The sequence below is a fragment of the Candidatus Sodalis endolongispinus genome, assembly GCF_018777395.1.
Lineage (GTDB): Bacteria > Pseudomonadota > Gammaproteobacteria > Enterobacterales > Enterobacteriaceae > Sodalis_B > Sodalis_B endolongispinus.
On sequence record NZ_JAFJYC010000002.1, the window covers coordinates 366,388 to 384,425 of the forward strand.

At 56.8% G+C, this 18,038-nt stretch carries 12 protein-coding genes and 4 pseudogenes; 9 read left to right on the plus strand and 7 right to left on the minus strand.

Going from position 1 to position 18,038, the window contains the following annotated elements; all coding sequences use genetic code 11:
* Positions 1 to 118 precede the first annotated feature (118 nt).
* The gene (gene osmE, locus JZM24_RS14945; RefSeq protein ID WP_215670638.1) at positions 119 to 457 is read left to right on the plus strand and encodes an osmotically-inducible lipoprotein OsmE; all 339 of its coding nucleotides are present in this window, start codon (positions 119 to 121) and stop codon (positions 455 to 457) included.
* Positions 458 to 1,330: 873 nt separating this feature from the next.
* Positions 1,331 to 2,461: pseudogene (locus JZM24_RS14950) on the plus strand (efflux RND transporter periplasmic adaptor subunit).
* 101 nt (positions 2,462 to 2,562) lie between these two features.
* Here JZM24_RS14950 and katE read toward each other — a convergent pair.
* From katE to kduI, 4 genes are all read right to left on the minus strand, one after another.
* Entirely contained in the window at positions 2,563 to 4,842 is a 2,280-nt protein-coding gene (gene katE / locus JZM24_RS14955; protein WP_215670639.1) for a catalase HPII, read from the minus strand.
* Positions 4,843 to 5,303: 461 nt separating this feature from the next.
* Positions 5,304 to 5,888 carry a metal-dependent hydrolase gene (locus tag JZM24_RS14960; protein WP_215670641.1) on the minus strand — a complete coding sequence of 195 codons (585 nt, stop codon included), beginning with the start codon at positions 5,886 to 5,888 and terminating at the stop codon, positions 5,304 to 5,306.
* A gap of 93 nt (positions 5,889 to 5,981) precedes the next feature.
* A complete protein-coding gene (gene kduD / locus JZM24_RS14965; protein WP_215670642.1) occupies positions 5,982 to 6,743 on the minus strand; it encodes a 2-dehydro-3-deoxy-D-gluconate 5-dehydrogenase KduD in 762 nt (253 codons plus the stop codon).
* 75 nt (positions 6,744 to 6,818) lie between these two features.
* Positions 6,819 to 7,655 carry a 5-dehydro-4-deoxy-D-glucuronate isomerase gene (gene kduI, locus JZM24_RS14970; protein ID WP_215670644.1) on the minus strand — a complete coding sequence of 279 codons (837 nt, stop codon included), beginning with the start codon at positions 7,653 to 7,655 and terminating at the stop codon, positions 6,819 to 6,821.
* 280 nt (positions 7,656 to 7,935) lie between these two features.
* On the opposite strand from kduI, the gene JZM24_RS14975 reads away from it, so the two are divergent.
* Positions 7,936 to 8,271 carry a cupin domain-containing protein gene (locus tag JZM24_RS14975; protein ID WP_215670646.1) on the plus strand — a complete coding sequence of 112 codons (336 nt, stop codon included), beginning with the start codon at positions 7,936 to 7,938 and terminating at the stop codon, positions 8,269 to 8,271.
* 7 nt (positions 8,272 to 8,278) lie between these two features.
* Here the strand turns inward: JZM24_RS14975 and hxpB are convergent.
* A pseudogene (gene hxpB, locus JZM24_RS14980) lies at positions 8,279 to 8,944 on the minus strand (hexitol phosphatase HxpB).
* A 234-nt stretch (positions 8,945 to 9,178) separates the two neighbouring features.
* Between hxpB and JZM24_RS14985 the strand changes: the two are divergent.
* Positions 9,179 to 9,564 (plus strand): annotated as a pseudogene (locus JZM24_RS14985) (YniB family protein).
* Here the strand turns inward: JZM24_RS14985 and JZM24_RS14990 are convergent.
* Positions 9,561 to 10,433 carry a fructosamine kinase family protein gene (locus tag JZM24_RS14990; RefSeq protein ID WP_215670648.1) on the minus strand — a complete coding sequence of 291 codons (873 nt, stop codon included), beginning with the start codon at positions 10,431 to 10,433 and terminating at the stop codon, positions 9,561 to 9,563. The pseudogene JZM24_RS14985 and the gene JZM24_RS14990 sit on opposite strands and share 4 nt — an antisense overlap.
* Positions 10,434 to 10,574: 141 nt before the next feature.
* Here JZM24_RS14990 and JZM24_RS14995 point away from each other — a divergent pair, with 141 nt between their 5' ends.
* Both JZM24_RS14995 and JZM24_RS15000 read left to right on the plus strand, forming a co-directional pair.
* The gene (locus JZM24_RS14995) at positions 10,575 to 11,873 is read left to right on the plus strand and encodes a hypothetical protein (RefSeq protein ID WP_215670650.1); all 1,299 of its coding nucleotides are present in this window, start codon (positions 10,575 to 10,577) and stop codon (positions 11,871 to 11,873) included.
* Positions 11,818 to 13,041, plus strand: a complete 1,224-nt coding sequence (locus JZM24_RS15000; protein ID WP_215670652.1) for a hypothetical protein — start codon at positions 11,818 to 11,820, stop codon at positions 13,039 to 13,041. Before JZM24_RS14995 ends, JZM24_RS15000 begins: the two co-directional genes overlap by 56 nt.
* A 75-nt stretch (positions 13,042 to 13,116) precedes the next feature.
* Here JZM24_RS15000 and JZM24_RS15005 read toward each other — a convergent pair.
* Positions 13,117 to 13,942 (minus strand): annotated as a pseudogene (locus JZM24_RS15005) (helix-turn-helix transcriptional regulator).
* Positions 13,943 to 14,038: 96 nt separating this feature from the next.
* Here JZM24_RS15005 and JZM24_RS15010 point away from each other — a divergent pair.
* From JZM24_RS15010 to infC, 3 genes are all read left to right on the plus strand, one after another.
* Complete coding sequence (locus JZM24_RS15010) at positions 14,039 to 14,734, plus strand: NAD(P)H-binding protein (protein ID WP_246580078.1); 696 nt, start codon at positions 14,039 to 14,041, stop codon at positions 14,732 to 14,734.
* A gap of 757 nt (positions 14,735 to 15,491) precedes the next feature.
* Positions 15,492 to 17,420 (plus strand): threonine--tRNA ligase, encoded by a 1,929-nt coding sequence (gene thrS / locus JZM24_RS15015; RefSeq protein ID WP_215670654.1) that lies wholly within the window; start codon positions 15,492 to 15,494, stop codon positions 17,418 to 17,420.
* 3 nt (positions 17,421 to 17,423) lie between these two features.
* Entirely contained in the window at positions 17,424 to 17,966 is a 543-nt protein-coding gene (gene infC / locus JZM24_RS15020; protein WP_215671214.1) for a translation initiation factor IF-3, read from the plus strand.
* Positions 17,967 to 18,038: the final 72 nt, after the last annotated feature.

Genomic DNA, 18,038 nt, shown 5'->3' on the forward strand with positions numbered 1-18,038 from the left:
ATTATTGGTTCTAAGCGTCGGCGCGTAACAAAATACGCTCCAAAATGAACGGCCTATTTGTAAAAATGCGTTTTGGCATCTAGGCTTAGAGATACACACAATGAATGAGGTGACCTCGATGAATAATAAAATGGTACTGGCTCTTTCCGCCGCTGCGGCGATTTCTTTCCTTTCCGGCTGTACCGCTTACGATCGCGCCGACAGCTATGTGAATAAGCCTGTTGTCAGCGATGTGAAAAAAGGCATGACCAAAGAGCAGGCGCGGGCCATCGGTGGTGTGCCGGCGACGTCCTCGACCATGATTAATGCGCGTGGGACCTGTGATTCTTATGTGCTGGGCAACCGAAACGGCAGACCCATTAATTATTTCGTCAGCTACGATGAAACCGGCAAGGTTTTGAACAAAGGGTTCCAGAGCTGCCAGGAATATGACACCAATCCCCAGCAGGGCCAATAACTACGCCCACGCCAGCGGGGACCATCGGCTGACGGTATGATGGGCCGAAGTGTGCAGTGCAAGCTTCGGCTTTACCCGGCGGCGGCGTCACAGTGACGGGTTGATTGACCTGAGGACGGGGTGATTTTACTGAGGCTGTTACGCTGTAGCGTTGACACTTAAACGTTGGCTGCTGGTTGTGGCAGACGTCCGGCGACAGGGGCGTCGTCCGTGCCCCCGGTGGGGGGGCACAGCACCGGCACTGCGCGCTTTATCTTCATCTTCGGCGAAATCCAAACCTTTGGCTAAATTTAAACGCGTTGCTGCTCCGTCGCAGTCAGGCTATGCCTCGTCGCACAGCGGCGTGGTGTGTTATCGATTCAACGCCTTCGAGGGTTGACCACTCTCTCGCGTTCTCTCGTGACGTCTCGCGACGTTTAAACTCTCTTAAAACGCGTTGCTGCTCCATCGCAGTCAGGCTATGCCTCGTCGCACAGCGGCGGGGCGTGTTATCGTTTCAACTCCTTCGAGGGCTGACCACTCTCTCGCGTTCTCTCGTGACGTCTCGCGACGATTAACCTCTCTGTCGCCTGAACGACGGTTACGGACTTTAGCCGTAGTCGTTACCCCCACGCTAACGCTTGGCCGGCATCGGCAAGCGTAATCACTATTCGCTCAGCGTATTTTATCCACGACATCCGCCGTCTCTCGTCGCGCCCGGCCGCCACCTGCGGACAAAACTGCATGACGTGACTCCCGCTTCGGCATCGACCAGGATGTTAACAAACATGTCAAGATAACCGGGTTTTTCGTTTTTTTTACCTATCGCCCCCCTCGGCAGGTGAACGCCCGCAAGTATAATGAGAATGAATATTCATTATAGGATTAGGCGTGATGTCTCTTTCAAGATTTTTGGCGATAGGTCTGATATTTTTCATCGTGGCCTGCGACAGGCAACCGACTGCGACTCCCGAGGAGACGGCAGTTGACGTGGGCGTGAAAACCCTGCAGGCGCAGCCGGTCACGTTAACCAGCGAATTAACCGGTCGGGTAAAAGGCAGGCTGGTGTCTGAAGTTCGCCCCCAGGTGGACGGCATTATCCAAAAGCGGCTATTTACCGAAGGCGATGAGGTTAAAGAAGGGCAGGCGCTGTATCAAATCGACCCCGCTAGCTACCAGGCCAGATACGATGAGGCGCTGGGGCAATTGAACAATGCCGTCGCGGTAGTGAACAGCAGTAAGCTTAAGGCGCAGCGCTATGCGGCGCTGGTTAATGAAAACGGCGTCTCCCGCCAGGACGCCGATGAAGCGGCGGCCACCTGGCAACAAAATGTCGCCGCAGTGGATCAATATCGTGCCGCGGTATAGAGCGCGCGCATCAATCTGCAACGCACGCTTATCAAAGCGCCCATCTCCGGCCGTATCGGCATCTCGGCGGTCACTCCCGGCGCGCTGGCCACGATCCGCGCGCTGGATCCTATCTATATTGATCTCACCCAGTCCAGCAGTCAGCTATTGCAGCTACGCCGGCAGCAGGCGTCTTTGCAGCAGGAAGGCGACACGGTACCGGTGTCGGTCACGCTGGAAGACGGCTCGCGCTACCCCTATACCGGCAAACTGGAACTGACCGAGGTCGCGGTGGATGAGGCGACGGGCACCGTTACGCTACGCGCCATTTTACCCAATCCCCAGCATGAGCTATTGCCGGGGATGTATGTCCGCGCCAGCGTCAGCCAGGGCGTGCAGGCACAGGCGATTTTGGCGCCGCAGCAGGGCATTACCCGCGATGCCAAAGGCAATGCCACCGCTTTGGTGGTCGGCAACGATAATAAGGTGGCCAGCCGCCAAGTGACCGTTAGTCGCGTTATCGGCAGCCATTGGCTGGTTAGCGCGGGATTGCAGGCAGGCGATCGGGTTGTCGTGGAGGGCACCAGCAAAGTCCGGGTCGGGATGAAGGTAAAAGCGGTTGAAGCGGGCACGTCGTCCGGCGCCGCGCCAGCCAGCGACGATCGCGAAGGAGAATGACATGCTGGCTGGTTTCTTTATTCGCCGCCCGGTTTTTGCCTGTGTGATTGCCATTATTATCGTGCTGTTTGGTCTGTTAAGCATCAACACCCTGCCGCCTGTCAGGCGGGCACTGCGTCCGCTTTGCCCAGCCGTGACCAGACGCGGTGTTCACGCAGACTCGCCAGGAAGGCCTGCATCAGCTTGTCACTTACCACCGTGTTTTCGCTGATACCCGCTTCACTGTCGCCGTCTTTCAACCCCAACTGCTGTTTAAAGCGCCGTGCATCGCCGCCGAGCGCAATCGGTTTCAGATGCTTATAGGCTTCGAGGATATAATGGCGCGACGCCCCGTCCAGCAACAGCGCGTCCAGATTGCCGTTTGGCACCACCACACCGTCCACCGTAATCGACGGGTTGCCCTCGATGGTGCCGTCAATCGGCAGGGTGGAGCCGTCGCTCGCCAGCAGATTGCCCATGTTCGATGCCAACAGCTTGGCGTGTATGCCTTCTGCTTTCAGCGCCTGCAGCGCGGCCAGCACATCGGCTGCTTCCACGCCGTCGCTGACCAAAAGCGCCACCTGTCGTCCCTTGAGCGGGCCGGGACCGGTCGCATACAGGCTGAGCGTGGGATCGCTTGCAATACCGTTCACCGGCGGGGGCGGCGCGGTTCTTTGCGCCTCGTCGGACAAGAGATAGCCGAGGCGGGCGGCGACCTGGGTAGCCAGAATGACATCGACGCGGGTTAGCAAGTCAATCACCCTTTCGCGGATATAAGGGCGGGCGACTTTACTTAACTCGAAACTGAACGCGTCAATAATGTGCTGTTGCTCGGCCGGCGTTTGGCTGAGCCAGAACAAACGCGGATGGGCAAAATATTCATTGAACGATTCGCTGCGCTGACGGATTTTTTCGCCGTCCACCACCCGTTCATGATAGGTTTCAAAGCCACCGTTTTCCGCCGCCGGCGCGGTTTCACGCGGCCAATTGTCGTTGAGCGAGTTGGGCTCATAGGCGGCAGGGTTGGTATCAATATCCTGGCGGTGCATGCCATCGCGCTGGAAATTATGATAGGGGCAGACCGGGCGGTTAATGGGAATTTCATGGAAATTAGGCCCGCCAAGGCGGCTGATTTGCGTGTCGGTGTAGGAAAACAGCCGGCCCTGCAGCAAGGGATCGTTGCTGAAATCGATGTCCGGCACGATATGGCCCGGATGAAACGCCACCTGCTCCGTTTCGGAAAAAAAGTTGTCAGGATTACGGTTGAGGGTCAGCTTGCCCACGATCTCAACCGGTACCAGCGCCTCGGGAATGAGTTTGGTGGGGTCAAGCAAATCGAAGTCAAATTTCTCTTCGTCTTCCTCGGCAATGAGCTGCAGGCCCAGTTCCCATTCCGGGTAATCACCGGCCTCAATGGCCTCCCACAGATCGCGGCGGTGGAAATCCGGGTCCTTGCCGGCGATTTTTTGCGCCTCATCCCAGACAAGCGATGCTTTACCGGCCAACGGTTTCCAATGAAAACGGACAAAGGTGCTGTTGCCTGCGGCATTCACCAGGCGGAAGGTATGGATGCCGAAGCCTTCCATGGTACGCAAGCTGCGCGGTATGCCGCGGTCCGACATCGCCCAGAATACGTTATGCAGCGTTTCCGGCTGCAAGGAGACATAGTCCCAGAAGCTGTCATGGGCGGAGCCACCTTGCGGCATTTCATTGTGGAGTTCGGGTTTCACCGCATGAACAAAATCAGTGAATTTATGGGCATCTTGAATAAAAAACACCGGCGTATTATTGCCAACCAGTTCAAAGTTACCTTTCTGGGTATAAAATTTCACCGTAAAACCGCGAATGTCACGCACCGTATCGGCGGAGCCGCGTGAGCCCTGTACCGTGGAAAAGCGCACATAGACCGGCGTTTTCACCGCCGGATCGCGCAGAAATCCCGCCTTGGTGAGGTCGGTCAGCGGGCGATACACCTCGAAGACGCCGTGCGCGGCCGAGCCGCGGGCGTGCACAATACGTTCCGGGATGCGTTCATGGTCAAAATGGGTGATCTTCTCACGCATGATGAAATCTTCCAGCAGCGTGGGGCCACGCTTGCCGGCGCGCAGAGAATTCTTATTGTCGGAAATTTTGGTACCTTGGTTGGTCGTCAGGGACTGGTGTTCACCGTTCTTGCGCTGTGGCTCCAGCGCCTTCAATTTGGCGTTGGTGGTCTGGGGAAATTTGGCGGAACCGGGCGCCGTTGGCTGTTGACCCGGCTCGGACGGGCCGGGCTGTGCCTGGTGGCTGCCGTCGTCGGTGGCCAAATGGCCAAGACCGGGTTGGGATGACCGGCCATCCGGGGCCGGGGCTGGATGTGACAGACTTTGCTGGGCCTTGGAAGGATCCTTGGGTGTCGACATGGCTTAGTTGCTCCTCTCACTGTTTACAACCGGTTAAGTAGCTATTTACCACCGCCTTTTGGGATCGGCTGGATCAACTATAGAACATATTTCCCTAACCGTTGTAAGGACAATAGCCTGCCTATATGCGAACAAAAGTCCGCATTATTATTTAAAAACATAAGCTTAGTTAGGCACCCTCTGTCTACCTGCGCTTTGCATCCTATCCCTCACGCGCTAATAACAGTGTGAAATAAAGGGAAATACCTTCCCCGGGTCTGGGTCAGAAGGCGAAATAATGCTTGCTCTATCGTTATGATAGTCAGCGTCGTCAATAGCGGCCTGCGCCAGAAGGCGAAATAATGCTTGCTCTGTCGTTATGAGAACAGCGTCGTCAAAAGCGGCCTGCGCCAGAGGGCGAAATAATGCTTGCTCTAACGTTATGATAGAGGCGCCGTCACAAGCGGCCTGCGCCCAGGAGGTCAGGGAGAAGGCAACAGGCTGGCGCGCACCCGCTGCCACAGCGTCTGAACCGTTTCGGGAACCGCCAGATGGCGTACCAGCGGTGTGCCTTCGGGATGCTGCGGCGCGAAAATTAACGTCGCGATGCAGACTAAACGCTCTAGCTGGTTGTCCTTTGCAGGGCGCAAAATCATCGGCACGCGGAAGCGCCAGCGGCAGGGCCACAGCAGCGGCACGCCGGCGGGTGTCAGCATGTCGGCGGCGCTATGGCTTAGATAGCCGATAATCATGGCGTGAAACGCATCGAGCGGGATGATGCTCTGCGGCGGCAAACGCAGAGTAAACAGCAGGATGCCGGCGACGATCGCCAGCAGGCTGTGGGTGAAGCCGCGATGGCCGCAAAGACGGGCGATAGGGGAGGACGGCCAGGTTAAGCGCTGCCCCAGTACCGATTTGGGGTGATCGATATCCGGCAGCAGACAGGTAAGCAAGCCGCCGGCGATAATATGCCACCAGTCCCCCTCGGCAAGCGCAGGGGTGAGCGCCATTTTTTTGGCTAAAATGGTGCTGGCCAAGGCAAAGATAAAATGTCCTTCGGCGGTCATAGGCGGCACGGGGTAAAATAGCTGGTCATTTGTCCAGTATAGAGCAATCCGGTGACGCCGGGAATAGGTTACCTTGTAACTTTTTCCTGCCGCTCAGCGCGCCAGCCAGCCGCCGTCTACCGCCAGGGTGTAGCCGTTAACATAATCCGACGCCCTTGAGGCCAGAAAGACCGCTGGCCCCATCAGATCCGCAGGCAATCCCCAGCGGCCCGCGGGAATGCGCTCAAGGATTGCTTGGCTGCGGGCCTCATCGTCGCGCAGTTGCCGGGTATTATTGGTCGCCATATACCCCGGCGCCAGCGCGTTCACATTAATGCCATATTGCGCCCATTCGTTGGCCATCAGACGCGTAACGCCCATTACGGCACTTTTTGAGGCGGTATAGGATGGAACGCGAATACCGCCCTGGTAGGAGAGCATCGAGGCAATATTGATAATTTTCCCGCCGTGGCCCTGGTGGATAAATTGACGGGCCGCCGCCTGAGCCATAAAGAACAGCGACTTGATATTGAGATCCATCACATCGTCCCAATTTTTTTCGCTGAATTCGATAGCATCCTGGCGGCGAATAATACCGGCGTTATTGACCAAAATATCGATATGGCCAAAGGTCGCCACCGCCTGGGTGATAATGGCGGGGATGACGGCGGTATCGCTCAAATCGGCCTTAATCGACAGAAAACGACGGCCGGTCGCCCCTACCTGTTGTGCGGTGTCGTCCGGCTCGACGATATTGACGCCGACGATGTCACAGCCGGCCTCCGCCAAGCCGACAGCCATACCCTGGCCAAGTCCGGTATCACAGCCGGTAATGACCGCGACTTTTCCCTGTAATGCAAAGCTCTCCAAGATCATAATGCCACCTTATTGTTCGCGGCCCGAGGCGACCGCCGGTGTTAAATATCTGCAGCCGGCCCGGCCGCCGCGGAATTAGCGCAATTCGCTGACGCGCAGATGCTCCATATCGTCAAACACTTGGTTTTCGCCGACCATTCCCCAAATAAAGGTATAGTTTTTAGTGCCGACACCGGCATGAATGGACCAACTGGGGGAGATAACCGCCTGCTGATTGCGCACCACCAGATGGCGCGTTTCCTGCGGCTGGCCCATCATATGGAACACGGCCGTCTCGGGGTCCATATTGAAATAAAAATACACCTCCATCCGCCGATCATGGGTGTGGCAGGGCATGGTATTCCATAAATTGCCTTCCGCCAGTTGGGTTAATCCCATGGTTAGCTGGCAGGTGGGCAAGACATCCGGCACGATGAATTTATGAATGGTACGGCGATTGCTGGTGACGTTGTCACCGATGGTCTGCGGCGTCGCCTCGTCCAGCGTGATCTTACGGTTGGGATAGGCGGTATGCGCCGGCGCGCTATTGTAATAAAACAGCGCGGGGTGCCAGACGCTTAGGCTCTCGAAGTGGAGAAGGCGCGCGCCCTGGCCGATATACAGCGCTTCTTGATGACCTATTTCATAGCGGCTGCCGTCGACGGTGATGACGCCCGGGCCGCCGATATTAATAATGCCCATTTCGCGCCGCTCAAGGAAATAACTGACGCCCAGCTGCTTGCCTACCTCATCGCCAATGGTTACCGCCTGCGTCAACGGCTGAATGCCGCCGACGATAATGCGGTCAATGTGGCTATAGGTCATGGTGTATTGATCGGCGGCGAAAATGTGCTCAATAAGGAATTCGCGGCGCAGCCCCTCGGTATCCAACCGGTTGGCATGGTCGCTGTGAATGCTTTGACGAACCTGCATGGTAGAGCCTCTTGTGGCAATCTGTGGGCATAAGCCCGGTAAGCGCGGCCGCAAAAACGGGCCAACGGCGCGGGACGCCGTCACGTTTCTCTGCCGCGAACCTGTCATCATCATAAAACGGTCGGCACGCCAATTCAATAATATTGAAATAATATTTTGATTTTATGAGGGCCGTCATGAATTTGGCAAATCGGTTAGGGAAGTCGGTGGCTTCGGTTTACACTGACCATACTATTTTCGGCGTTGGCCCTGGCGGCGGCGCGTCATGACGAGGAGCCTGATGAAAACCTTCTATTTGGATAATGAAACCCCTTGGGAAGCGCTGGGCGGCGGCGTTAAACGCAAGGTGATGACCTGGAGTGATGAGCTGATGATGGTGTGCGTGCATTTCGCCAAAGGTGCGGTGGGAACGCCGCATAAGCATGAGATCCACGATCAAATTGCCTATGTGGCGGCGGGGCGGTTTGAGGTCACCATCTATGGCGAAACGCGCATTCTCGGGGTCGGCGACGCCTATCGGGCGGTAAAGGAACAGCTACACGGGGTCGTTGCGCTGGAGGAGAATAGCGTGCTTATCGATACCTTTACCCCCAAGCGCGACGATTTTCTGTCCTGACGGCGGTTTACTGGATGTGGGCCGCTTCCAGGGCCAGCAGCGAGGGGAGTTGCACCTGCGCCAGACACCAGCGCGGGTCGTCGCGCAGGCCGGCATCGGGCACGACTATCGAGCGCATACGCGCCGCCCGGGTGGCAATAATGCCATTGAAGGAATCCTCAAGCGTAGAGCAGCGCAGCGGCGCAACGTCCAGTTCGGCGGCGGCGCGTAAATAGACTTCCGGGTGCGGCTTGCTGTAAGGAAGCGACTCCGCCGAGGCGATGACCTGGAAATAGTGCCGCAGCGAGAACATCTCCAATACTCGTTCCAGCATAAAACGCGGCGAGGCCGAAGCCAGACCGATTTTCAGCCCGCAGTCCGCCGCCAGCGCCAGCGCCTGCTCTACGCCTGGCAGTAATGGCCGCTGCTGTTCAATCAACCCCAGCGCGCATTCAATGATACGTTCGCTGATTTCCTGGCGCGACGGGCCCTGCGAGGGAGAAGCCTGATACCAGAGACCCACCACCTCATTGATTCGTAATCCCAACGTGTCGGGCAGGGTGGCGGCGATGCTGGCCGCTTTACCCAATTCGGCGAACACCTTAAGCTCAGCCTGATGCCACAAGGGTTAGGAGTCAATAATTAGTCCATCCATGTCAAAAATAACGGCTTGCTGCTTGGGGGGGGTTGCCATAATGAAACGTTTCCTGTGGTTAGCGGCCGACGCGCGTGCCGAGACGCGGGCGTGGAATAGCGATAGCATAAAGGGCTTTTTAAGAAAACAATAAAGCAAAAAAAGTAAATTATAGATAAACTTAAGCAAATCGGACCTGCGTCGTTTTATCAAGGGGAGCACATGACGTATCAGCAAACCGGCCGCCTGGCGGTTATTAAGCGGATTGCCGGGTGGGTTATCTTTATACCGGCAGTGATTTCGACCTTTATTTCGGTATTAAAATTCATCGAGCAACATAGCGGTCCTAATCAAGGCATCAATGCGGTGGTGAGCGACTTTTTCCATGTCATTATCGATATGATGCGCTTTAATACGCCATTTCTGAACGCCTTTTGGCATAATTCGCCGCAGCCGGATTTTAGCCGTGGTCTTTTTGCCAGTCCCAATCTGTTGTTTTGGGGAATTTATATTCTGGTTTTTATCGGCCTGGCGCTGCAGGCGTCCGGCGCGCCGAGCTTGAACAGCGCATTGTTATGCCGCGTCATACTATTTTGCTGCAGTTTTTCCCGCTGTACATCTTGCCGGTGATCATTGCGGTTGTGGGGTATTTCGCCTTCAAACTGCTGGGCATGCTTTAATCGCCGGCGCCGGGGGTGAGCACCAGGTCGAGGTCGGCGGCCGCCGCCGGTATATGCTCACCGCCGAACAAAATAGCGTTTTTTAAGCGGTAATAAAGTTGATAGACCGGCTGGCGACGCACGAAGCTTTTATCCAGCGGCCAGACGCTTTGATAGCCGTCGTAAATCTGCGGCGGCATTTGGCTAAATAGCGGCAATGTGGCTAAATCACATTCGCGATCGCCCCAGTAGCTGGCGGGGTCAAACAGAAAACCGCCTTGATCGCTGTTGGCACAGTTATCCGGCCACAGGTCGCCATGCAGCAGGGAGGGTTGGGGCTGATGATCGTGCAGCTGCTGTTCGACCCGGTCGATAAGCGTGTCAATATCGCCAAACACCAGCCCTTTCTCCGCCGCCAACTGCAATTGCCAGCCGATACGTTGCTCGGCGAAAAAACGCGACCAGAGACGCTGCCAGGCGTTCGGCTGCGGCAGCGTGGAAAGATCATTGTCGTAATCCAGCCCGAACTGCGGTTGTTCGCTCCATTGATGCAAACGGGCCAGTTGTTGCCCGAAACGCCAGGCGCCGTGGGCGTCAAACGGGCGGGGCGGCAGATATTCCAGCAGCAGGAAGCTTTGATCCCGGGCGCTGCCTACGCCATAGACCCGCGGCACGCGGACGGTGTTGCTGCGCGCCAGCAAAGCGAGCTGGTACGCTTCATCGGCAAACTTTTGCAGCAGTTCATGGGCGTCGCTTTTGACAAAAATATGATGAGCGCCATAACGCAAATACCACGCGGCGTGCAGTTCGCCGCCGGGTAATTCACGTCGTTCGAGGATCGTATTTTCGTCCAGGGTTTCGACCAGCAGAGTGCTGATGGCGTGCCACATTGTCATTTCCCCCTAAAGTCGCCGGTAGGGGAATGGATGCGGCGAGGATGGACGCGACAAAATTGATTGCGCGCGCGGTGGAGGTTAACGCCGAGGTGCAAAGCCAATCGCTCAGCATTGTCACCGGGCGCAATCGGGTGAATGTCGCGGGCAGCGGTGACGGAAACGTTCGCCGATGCGCAGGGCGATAAGCCGGAATATGCTCTGGACGTGGCGGGCCTGGGTGGCATGTATGCCAAGAAAATCGTCATGGTGGGGACTGAAAAAGGCGTAGGCGTACGTAACGCTGGTGAACTGGGCGCCGGCGTCGGCGAGTTGAGTCTCAGCGCCGCCGGCCGGCTGGAGAATCGCGGCAGCATGCAGAGTCAGGAGACTCTGGCGTTAGCCGGCGAGGGGGATGTCATTAATACCGGATGTCTTATTACGCACAGTAATGCCAGACTCTCCGCCGCCGAAACACTCTTTAATACCGGCAGCCTGCGGGCGGGGGGCGATATCACGCTGGACGCCAAACGCGTCGATATGACGGGCGACAGCCTGCTGTCGGCCGGCAGCGATGCCCAGGGACAATTGACCCGGGCGGGCAATCTGATGATGACCAGTCAAGGACCATTGATAGCGCAGGGCTACAATCAGGCCACGGGCGCTCTGATGGTATGCGGAAGCGAGGTGGATTTAGCCGGCAGCCGGACCTCCGGCACAGACATTATGTTGTCAGCAAACCAAGGCACCCTTTGCACCGATGGTGCTCAGGTCTGCGGCGGCAAAATCACTGCGCGCGCCGCGACATCATTTACCAACAATAACGGCCGGTTGAGCGCCAATATGCTAACGCTGGTAGCCCAGGAAATTTCCAATCGGCTCGGCACGCTGGAGCAGCGGGGGGATGATCTGCTGCAGTTAAAAGTACACCAATTAAATAATCATCAGGGTCTGGTGTCCACCAACGGGGATATGCTTATCAGGACGGCATGGGTTGATAACCGCGGGGGAAGGATTATCGTCAACGGCCCTAATCTGTCGCTAAGAACCAAGATATTGGACAATCAAGGCGGGACCATCAAGTTACTGGGTAACGGTCGAATGGCCCTAACCGCGGAGCGTCTGAATGACTATCAGGGTATCTTATGGTCCACCGGCGCCATGTTGCTTACAGGCGAACAGCTCGATCTGACGCAAAGCGTTACCCGGGCGCAATCGTTGTCGCTAACGGCCACCCACTTGCAGCATCAAAGGAGAATCATGTGGCAATTGGGCGCGGGTCAAATGAAGCTGCTGGGCAGCGGCGAAGCGGATAATCGCGGCGTCTGGATCCAAAGCGGCGGCGCTTTGTGGCTGAAGTCAGGTTATCTGAATAACCCCGGCGGCACACGGCAGCCTTTTCTTGCAGGCCGAGCGCGGCACCAACAATGTCTATGGTCACCTGCAGGGCAGCCGTGATGTGACGCTCAAATCCAATAAACTCGACAACCAGGGGGGACGATTGCTGGCGCTCGGTGGCGATGCGCAACTGGAGACGCAACTGGTGATTGTTAATACCGGGGGACAGATAGAGGTAAAAAATCGGCTAAGCACGCGCAGCCAACATTTGATGAATGCTTATGGCGTCATGGCCAGTGACGAGGTGACGGTCAATACCCGGCGTAAGTCGCTCAGCAACACCGGCGGCAGTGTGTCGGCAAAGAGGGGACTACGGATAACCAGCGGCCCGCTGGAAAACAACGGCGGCCGGTTGCAGTCCGGCGGCAATTTGGTTATTGATACCCGCAACAGCGCGCTGTGCAATCGTTTTACCGTTAATGCCGTAATCAACTGCGGTGCGGATCTGTTCCTCGACACCGGCGATATAGACAATACGTCGGGCATGATCACCGCCGCAGGCAGGACTGAGATTGTTGGCGGCGCAGTCAAAAATGTCAAAGGAATGCTGGCGACGGCGCGAGGCATGAAACTGTTGAGCCGCTCGCTGGACAATGAGGGTGGCAATGTGCAGGCCGGCGCGTTGTTAGTGGTCAACACCGGCGCGTTGGACAATACCGCCGGCCGCATCAGGGCCGCGGGAGTGGCCCGCATCAACAGCCGAGAATTTGACAATTGCGGCGGCTGCCTGCAGACGGGAAGAGATCTGCATATCGATACTCAGGGCCAGCGGTTGATTAATGCATACAACAGCTTCGCCGGCATCCTTGCCGGGGGAAATCTGACGCTTCACGCCGGCCAGATAGACAATACGGCGGGATTGATTAACGCCTCAGGCGTGAGCTGCGTGACCAGCGACGCGCTGCTCAACACACGTGGTCGCCTGCAGTCGGGAGAATACCTGCAACTTGATACCCATGGACAGCGCTTGAGTAATATTAATAGCGTCAATACCGGCATTCTCAGCGGCGGTGACTTATGGTTGCACGCCGGTGAAATAGACAATACCTCCGGCATCATAGTCGCCGTCGGTGAAACCCGGGTTAGCCGCACCGTGCTTAACAACCTCGACGGCAGACTTTTTACCGACCCGGCCCTGGTGCTGTTGTCGCCGACGTTGACCCTTCCGGGCGTCATGCTGGACGACGGGGCTCCCACCCCGTGCCGAGTCAAATCGCACCCCCTGTGAACCCCGTCCACAGCGCCGCCGTGCCGCGGGGTGACGCAATAATGAGAAATGCCCCTACGCCGGCAGCGCAGAATGTTATGCCGCAGCGATAAACGCCGCGATGCGGCGCCGGTCGGTTTCTTCGACGGGGTTGTAGACAATCAAACTCAAGTCCGGCCGCGCGTCAACCGCAAAGGACGAAAATTCCAGGGTTATCGTGCCCAGTTTGCGGATGGCGCAAATGTTTAACGCCGTTGCTGTCCGTCTGCACATCCTCATCGCGCCACATGGCAGCAAATTCTGGACTCGACTGGCTTAATTCCGCCACCAGATGCGCGACCTCGGTATCCGCGCCGGCACGGGCCGCGTCGCGACGAAAAGAAGCGACTACCAGCCGGGCCACGGATTGCCAATCTCCTTGCACCGTGCGCATGCGCGGTTCGCAAAACATCAGGCGCAGGATATTGCGTTCGGCGGGGGCAAGCTGGCCATAATCGGTGAATACCGCCGCGGCGGCTTGATTTCAGGCGATAACGTCCCAGGTGGCGGTGCGTACGGTGGCAGGACTGTCGGTAAGCACGTCCAGCACGCGCTGCAGACGTGGCGTGATGGCATCACAGGCGCGATAACGGACCTCGGGCAGGCGACCGAGGCCGAGTAAAAACAGGTGCTCACGCTCCGCTTCCGTCAGCTTCAGCGCCTGCGCCAGCCTGTCTAGCACCGCTGCCGAGGGTTTCCCGCCACGACCCTGTTACAGCCAGGTGTACCAGGTGGCGCTAATATGGGCGAGCTGCGCGAGCTCTTCGCGGCGCAATCCCGGCGTGCGCCGGCGGCCGGCGTCAAAACCGAAGGCGGCGGGATCCAGTTTGGTGCGTCGCTGGCGCAGGTAGGCGCCAAGCACATTACCGTGGGGCATCTTCACTACCTGTTACTGTTTATACCCGTATAAAGTCACTACTTTAACAGGATAATTAGTCTGGCTACAATGCCTACACGATAGCGATAGCGGAGATGACGCATGAAAGTATTTATCACGGGGGCGACCGGCTGGGTCGGCTCAGCGGTAGTGGCTGAATTACTCAAATCAGGACATCAGGTAACCGGTTTGGTGCGTTCGCGCGACAAGGCGGCGACGTTGACGGCCAGTGGCGCCGTGGCATTGCCCGGTACCCTTGACGATCTGACACTGCTGCGCCAGGCCGCTCAAGCGGCGGATGCGGTTATCCACACCGCGTTTAATCATGATTTTTCCCGCTTTGCCCAGAGTGCGCAGCAAGGCCGTCTGGCGATTGAAACCTTGGGCGGCGCGTTAAAAGGCTCGACGCGACCGCTGTTGGTGACCGCCGGGCTGGCCCATCTCACGCCGGGGCGGGTCGCGACAGAGCAAGACGTCGCACCCACCGAACCCCGTTACCCGCGCCAATCTGAAGCCGCGGCGATGGCACTGGTGGCGCAGGGGGTACGGGCTGGCATTGTCAGACTGGCGGCGTCGGTCCACGGTAGTGGCGATCATGATTTTATTGCCGCCTTGGTCAGTCTGGCGCGCGAGAAGGGGGTGTCCGCTTTTCTGGATGACGGCCAGAACGTTGGACGGGCGTGTACCGTTCTGACGCCGCGCGTCTGTATCGGCTGGTGCTGGAGCAAGACCATCCCGAGCCTGTTTACCATGCCGTTGCCGACGAAAGCGTCACCGGCAAGACTCTTGCCGAGGTGATTGGCGCGCGATTAGGTCTGCCGGTCGCCTCACGTGGGCGTGACCATTTTGGCTGGTTAGCTAATTTTCTCGGCGCGGATATGCCGGCATCAAGTGCGCACACGCGATCGGCGCTGGGCTGGACGCCGACCGGCCCGGATATGATAACGGATGTGCGCCATGGGGATTACTTCGTGGGCTGAAACGGACCCAGCCTCGGTACGAGGCCATGCGCACGGGGTAACGCCGCAGCGCTTCGGGGAGGCCCGCTGCGGGCCTCCATCGCCTGCTCAGACCGGGCATGGCGGGACGCGATGCGCGCAATGCACCCCTATCCCTTAGTTCACCCTTATTCCCCCTACCGCCTATGCCGCTTTCCCCATAGGCAGATAGCCATAGTCCCGTCCTCAGCCGATTTACCTATTTACTCCCCTCTGGAGCCCTGATTCCCCCTGCGCAATCAGCCATGCTAACCCTATCCTGACGCTCAGCGCCGCGAGGTTAACCCCGCCGCTGCGGCGATTTCGCTCGTCCGGCGTGCCGCTGCCGCCGGTTAATTACGCGGACGTGGCGACGTAAAGATGTGGTCTTGCCGGATAAGTGATACCATAGCGCCGAAAGCGACCTGCCGTTGGCGCGGTGGGTGATGAGTGAAGCTGATTGCCTGCCAAACTCGCGATTGTTGGTTAGTTGGCAGCGCAATCAGTTGATATTGACAAGAAAGATGAAACGTAAGTGATCTTGCGTAGGGATCACCACTGCATTATAAGGAAACCGCATGCCCGTTATAACTCTCCCTGATGGCAGTCAGCGTCAGTTTGCCCATCCCGTGTCTCCCCTTGATGTTGCCCGCGACATTGGTCCTGGTCTGGCCAAAGCCTGCATCGCCGGCCGCGTTAACGGCGAGCTGGTTGATGCCGTTGATGTCATTGAGCACGATGCCCAGCTGGTCATCATAACCGCCAAAGACGAGGCGGGGCTGGAAATAATCCGCCATTCTTGCGCCCATTTGCTGGGACACGCCATTAAACAATTATGGCCACAAACCAAAATGGCCATCGGTCCGGTTATCGACAAAGGCTTTTATTATGATGTCGATCTCGATCATACCCTGACCCAGGACGATATCAGCCTGCTTGAAAAGCGGATGCACGAACTGGCCGAAAAAGACTACGACGTCATCAAGGAAAAAGTCAGCTGGCAGCAGGCCCGTGATGCGTTCGTTGCGCGGGGCGAGGATTATAAAGTGGCTATCCTCGACGAGAATATCCGTCGCGATGATCGTCCCGGACTTTATCATCATGAAGAATATGTCGATATGTGCCGTGGCCCGCACGTGCCCAATATGCGTTTCTGCCATCATTTCACCCTGCAAAAAACCTCCGGCGCCTACTGGCGCGGCGACAGCAAAAACAAAATGCTACAGCGCATTTACGGTACCGCCTGGGGCGATAAAAAGCAGCTTAATACCTACCTGCAGCATCTGGAAGAAGCGTCGAAGCGCGATCATCGTAAAATCGGCAAGCAGCTTGATCTGTATCATATGCAGGAAGAAGCGCCGGGTATGGTGTTTTGGCACAACGACGGCTGGACGCTTTTCCGCGAACTGGAAACCTTTGTGCGTATGAAGCTCAAAGCTTATCAGTATCAGGAAGTGAAAGGCCCGTTCATGATGGACCGCGTGCTGTGGGAAAAGACCGGGCACTGGGAAAATTATGCCGAGCATATGTTTACCACGTCGTCGGAAAACCGGGAATACTGCATCAAACCGATGAATTGTCCGGGGCATGTGCAGATTTTCAATCAGGGTCTGAAGTCGTATCGCGATCTGCCGCTGCGGATGGCGGAATTCGGCAGTTGTCACCGCAATGAGCCGTCCGGCTCGCTGCACGGATTGATGCGGGTACGCGGCTTTACCCAGGATGACGCCCATATTTTTTGTACCGAAGACCAGGTACGCGATGAAGTAAACAATTGCATCAAAATGGTGTATGATATGTACGGCCAGTTTGGCTTTGAGAAAATCCTGGTCAAACTGTCTACCCGCCCGGAAAAGCGTATCGGCAGCGATGACGCCTGGGACCGGGCGGAGCAGGACCTGGCCGCCGCGCTGACGGAAAACGGTATTGCCTTTGAATACCAGCCGGGCGAGGGGGCTTTTTACGGTCCCAAAATTGAATTTACGCTTCTCGATTGCCTGGATCGTGCCTGGCAATGCGGTACGGTGCAGCTCGACTTCTCGCTGCCCGGTCGTTTGAACGCCTCGTACGTCGGGGAAAACAACGAACGGGTGGTGCCGGTGATGATCCACCGCGCTATTCTGGGGTCAATGGAACGCTTCATTGGCATTCTGACGGAGGAGTATGCGGGTTTCTACCCGACCTGGCTGGCGCCGACGCAGGTCGTCGTGATGAACATTACCGATAATCAGTCGGAATATATCGCAAAACTGACGGAAAAAATGTCTGCGGCAGGTATTCGGGTGAAAGCAGACTTGAGAAATGAAAAAATAGGCTTTAAAATCCGCGAACATACTTTGCGTCGGGTGCCTTACATGCTGGTCTGCGGAGATAAAGAAGTTGAAGCAGGCAAGGTTGCCGTGCGTACACGCCGCGGTAAAGACCTGGGCAGTTTCGACATTAACGAGATTATTACCACGCTGCAGCACGAAATCCGCAGCCGTAATCTTCATCAACTGGAGGAATAAAGTATTAAAGGCGGAAAACGAGTTCAACCGGCGCGTCCCAATCGTATAAACCGAGAAATCCGCGCCGCAGAGGTTCGTCTGACGGGTATCGACGGCGAGCAGATTGGTATAGTCAGCCTGAATGAAGCGCTTGAAAAAGCTGAGGAAGCGGGCGTTGATTTAGTCGAAATCAGCCCCAATGCCGAGCCGCCGGTTTGCCGAATCATGGATTACGGCAAGTTCCTCTATGAGAAGAGCAAATCCACCAAAGAGCAGAAGAAAAAGCAGAAAGTTATTCAGGTTAAGGAAATCAAATTCCGGCCTGGTACCGATGAAGGCGACTATCAGGTAAAACTACGCAACCTGATTCGTTTTCTGGAAGACGGCGATAAAGCAAAAATCACCCTGCGGTTCCGCGGACGTGAAATGGCGCACCAGCAGATCGGCATCGAAGTGCTTAATCGCGTTCGCGACGATCTGAGTGAACTGGCGGTAGTGGAATCTTTACCCTCCAAAATTGAAGGCCGCCAGATGATCATGGTGCTCGCACCCAAGAAGAAACAGTAAGGCCTGACAAGTAAGGCGCCGTTTCGGCGTTGCCTTCGCCTCACTGATTCATATTATTAACAATGCGGAGTA

Excerpts from the sequence above, each read along its gene's own strand:
- osmE (WP_215670638.1), top strand. The coding sequence starts at position 119 with ATGAATAATAAAATGGTACTGGCTCTTTCCGCCGCTGCGGCGATTTCT.
- katE (WP_215670639.1), bottom strand. The coding sequence starts at position 4,842 with ATGTCGACACCCAAGGATCCTTCCAAGGCCCAGCAAAGTCTGTCACAT.
- JZM24_RS14960 (WP_215670641.1), bottom strand. The coding sequence starts at position 5,888 with ATGACCGCCGAAGGACATTTTATCTTTGCCTTGGCCAGCACCATTTTA.
- kduD (WP_215670642.1), bottom strand. The coding sequence starts at position 6,743 with ATGATCTTGGAGAGCTTTGCATTACAGGGAAAAGTCGCGGTCATTACC.
- kduI (WP_215670644.1), bottom strand. The coding sequence starts at position 7,655 with ATGCAGGTTCGTCAAAGCATTCACAGCGACCATGCCAACCGGTTGGAT.
- JZM24_RS14975 (WP_215670646.1), top strand. The coding sequence starts at position 7,936 with ATGAAAACCTTCTATTTGGATAATGAAACCCCTTGGGAAGCGCTGGGC.
- JZM24_RS14990 (WP_215670648.1), bottom strand. The coding sequence starts at position 10,433 with ATGTGGCACGCCATCAGCACTCTGCTGGTCGAAACCCTGGACGAAAAT.
- JZM24_RS14995 (WP_215670650.1), top strand. The coding sequence starts at position 10,575 with ATGTCGCGGGCAGCGGTGACGGAAACGTTCGCCGATGCGCAGGGCGAT.
- JZM24_RS15010 (WP_246580078.1), top strand. The coding sequence starts at position 14,039 with ATGAAAGTATTTATCACGGGGGCGACCGGCTGGGTCGGCTCAGCGGTA.
- thrS (WP_215670654.1), top strand. The coding sequence starts at position 15,492 with ATGCCCGTTATAACTCTCCCTGATGGCAGTCAGCGTCAGTTTGCCCAT.